Below are 3,309 nucleotides of genomic sequence, written 5' to 3'. Positions count from 1 at the left end.
ATTACTGGGATGGCAAGGCAGGCTTTGCTAAGGTTGAAATCCCATCTATTAATGATGCGAATACTCGTGCTATGGCGTTACAAGCGGGCGATGTAGATATGGCCGTTAGTATTGGTCCTGGCGAATACGGTATTTTCCAAAATGATAAGAACTTTACCATCTATGAAGTAGCTTCCTTGCGTGACGTATTTGTTCGTATGGGACAAAAAGGTAAGCTTAAAAATCCTGATTTGCGTGCGGCCCTTATTGCTGCAGCAGACCGCGAGTCTTATGCAAAGAATCTCATGAAGGATACATTTGTAGCAGGTAAGGCTCCATTGCCACCATCTATTGATTATGGATTTAATCAATTGCGGGACCCTAATGGCTACAATGTGGAACGTGCCAAAGCCTTGTTGAAACAAGAAGGTTACGTAGATACGAATGGCGATGGCATTGTCGATAAAGATGGCGAAAATCTAGTGCTAGATTTCTATGCGTATACCTCTCGACCTGAATTGCCATTATATGCAGAAGCATTACAAGCAGACTATAAGAAAATCGGTGTAGATTTACACATCAAGATTGTAGACTATGCAGTGATTGACACATTAGCGCAGTCCGGCGATTACGATATGTTAATCTCTAGTGTAGTAACGGCCAATACAGGACAACCAGTATGGTTCTTGAAACAATATTGGGGAACAGGTTCTGAAACGAATGGTTCTGGATTCTCTAATCCACGTTTTGATGAATTGTTAACTCTTGGTGAAAGCGCCAATGATCCAGTGGTACGTAGAAATGCAGTTATCAATGCACAACAATTGATGCTTGATGACTCTGTAGCATTATTCCTTGGATACCCTAAGATTAATATTGTAGGGAATAAGAATATCGATGGTATTAAGATATCTCCATCTGAATACTATATCATTACGAAAGACTTAAAACGGAAATAATTTTATTATATAAACCTATAGTAATGAAACTTGTTAATATAATTTAACGTAGTTGTCGACATAGCAAAAGAGGGCTAGCCACGGCTAGTCCTCTTTTTGTAGTTAGTTATTTTTTCTTTTGCTCTGTTGCATCAAGTTCTGCCATATTCACGACATTTGCTTTGCCAACCATTTTGTTATATTTAATAAATAGTTGTGTATATGCTTCGCCGTAGGAAGAATTGATGATGATATAGTTGCGAGCCTCTGCGACAAATTCTTTTACAGAATCTTGATACTCGCGAACTGCGTTTTGCGTTTCTGATGTTGTACCAGGTTGTAATTTGTTAATGCGTTGCGTGATTTGTTGCAAGTTTGCTTCAACCTTTTGGGTATCTGTATTTCCATCTGGATCGATAAGATCGATTGTTTGGGCAGTCATGAGATTTAACTCGATGAAGTTAACTGCATTTTCACGTTTTTCACCTTGATATTCAGTCATTCGTTCTGTATAGAGCTCATTATTACGATTATCTAAGGCTAAATCTAAAGCGTTGTATGTAGCGTAGAATTGTTCAGCTAGAGGTACATACTGTGCCGCTAACTCATCGCTACCTTTGAAATTATCTTTTTCAAAACGACGTTCTACATAGTAGGCTTGCAATTGATCCGCAACAGGAATCAATTGATCTAGTACTGCTAATACATCGTTAGTTGATTGGTTTACATCTTCGTATGGAGTAGGGCTATCTTGCTTTGCAGCCTCTAATGCTGTTTTAAGATCTTTGTATTTAGGTAATGTAATCGTCGTGTTATGGGACCCATTACGTAACTCTTCGAGAGTTGGTTGTAATTGATTTGCATAGGCTACACTGTACGCGTTATATGAGTCTAATGCGACGATATAAGGTCGGATAGCGTTGATCTTGTCGTCAACGGTTGATCGATATAAAATTGTCGTTGTATTGGATGACAAGAGTGTATACACCCCATAGATCCCACCACCGATAATAGCGATGCCAAGTATAACGGCTGCTATTAACTTGATGTACCCCTTTTTCAACTGCGCACGCTCCTTGAAAACACACTAACTCTTATTGGATCCGTTTGGGCGCACTATGCCCCTAGAGTAATTAGTTACATTATATCATAAACTTACGTCCCAAAAAAGACGTATAGAGCAGAGAATCATAAGGAATAGATGAAATTATTTGATGTGAACATATATTAATATTTATAATTCGCGATTTATAGATGAATAACATTAGAAGAGCTTTATAGAAACAAGTTATTTTGTATAAAAATATATTTTCCTAGACGCTGCAGCTGCGGCTGGTATAATAGCAAGTATAGTATTCATTATATGGGGAGTCTATTATGTCAGAATCGAATCGTTTGCTTAATTTTGCTACGTCTTCAGAACTCATTGCAAACGGGGAAGGGCGCAATGTGCTATCTGCTATTGAAGATGGCTTGCGCAATTGTGATGAGTTTTTAATATCTGTAGCGTTTATAACACCAGAAGGCCTACTAACATTAAAACCAATTCTTAAAGAACTAGAAGAGCGTGGAGTACATGGTCGTGTGTTAACGACAGATTATCTTGGTTTTAATAGTCCAAAAGTTTTGGAAGATTTAGGAAGTTTAAATAACATTGATTTAAAGGTGTACTGTACGACTCAGGGGAGTAACCATGGTTTTCACACAAAGGGCTACATTTTTAAAAAGGATGAATCTTACCAGATTATAGTCGGCAGTTCCAATTTAACGATTAACGCATTAAAGAAAAATCGAGAGTGGAATACTCGGTCTGAAGCCCATTGCGATGATACATATGCACGTGAGATTACGGAAGAGTTTGATTTATATTGGAATTCCGAGTTTGCCATTCCCTATGAAGAGTTTATTCCTTGGTATAGGCCTCGATGGGTACGACCAGATCATACTTCACAAAAGAATATTGCTGAACAGTTTAGAAAAGTAGATTTAGTACAATTAGAACCTAATAGTATGCAAGAGCAGTTTATTAATAATTTCAATGAATTGAGAGCTAATAACTCTAAAAGGGGCCTTTTAATTTCTGCGCTTCGGCTCCACCAAAAGCGGCATCGCCCCCTTCTATTCCGACAAATATGCCAAGATCGGCATCCAAGTGTGCGACCTGTTCCACGAGGACCGGCTGCGGGAGCGTCTCACCGCCGCCGTCACCCTGAAGAACGTGCTGTTCGAGCACCTGTACCACAAGCCCGCCCTGGATGTGGACCAGCTGATGGACCAGCTGCTGGCTCTGCGGGAGCAGCTGCGCCCCTATGTGGGCGACGTGGTCAGCTTTATCCACGAGGCCCTGGCCCAGAACATGCTCATCCGTAGCAATCACGCTCATACTCCTCCT

The 3,309-nt window shown here is 40.0% G+C and carries 3 protein-coding genes and 1 pseudogene; 3 read left to right on the top strand and 1 reads right to left on the bottom strand.

What is annotated here, in order from left to right:
- On the top strand, window positions 1–938 hold a 938-nt coding region (locus tag Q7P05_RS01935; protein WP_303930209.1), incomplete at its 5' end, for an ABC transporter substrate-binding protein.
- Window positions 939–1,044: 106 nt separating this feature from the next.
- Here Q7P05_RS01935 and Q7P05_RS01930 read toward each other — a convergent pair.
- Window positions 1,045–1,980: a DUF3829 domain-containing protein gene (locus tag Q7P05_RS01930; RefSeq protein ID WP_105084960.1), complete on the bottom strand. Its 936-nt coding sequence runs from the start codon at window positions 1,978–1,980 to the stop codon at window positions 1,045–1,047.
- Window positions 1,981–2,294: 314 nt separating this feature from the next.
- On the opposite strand from Q7P05_RS01930, the pseudogene Q7P05_RS09590 reads away from it, so the two are divergent.
- Window positions 2,295–2,777: pseudogene (locus Q7P05_RS09590) on the top strand (phospholipase D-like domain-containing protein); the annotation flags it as partial.
- A gap of 220 nt (window positions 2,778–2,997) precedes the next feature.
- The coding region (locus Q7P05_RS09585) for an adenylosuccinate synthetase (protein ID WP_369680424.1) at window positions 2,998–3,309 on the top strand (312 nt) is incomplete at its 3' end.

It is taken from the genome of Veillonella dispar (genome assembly GCF_937975875.1).
In the GTDB taxonomy this organism is placed as follows: Bacteria; Bacillota; Negativicutes; order Veillonellales; family Veillonellaceae; genus Veillonella; species Veillonella dispar_B.
The sequence above is the reverse complement of the archived record's forward strand: the minus strand, read 5'-3'. Positions and strand labels throughout refer to the sequence as shown.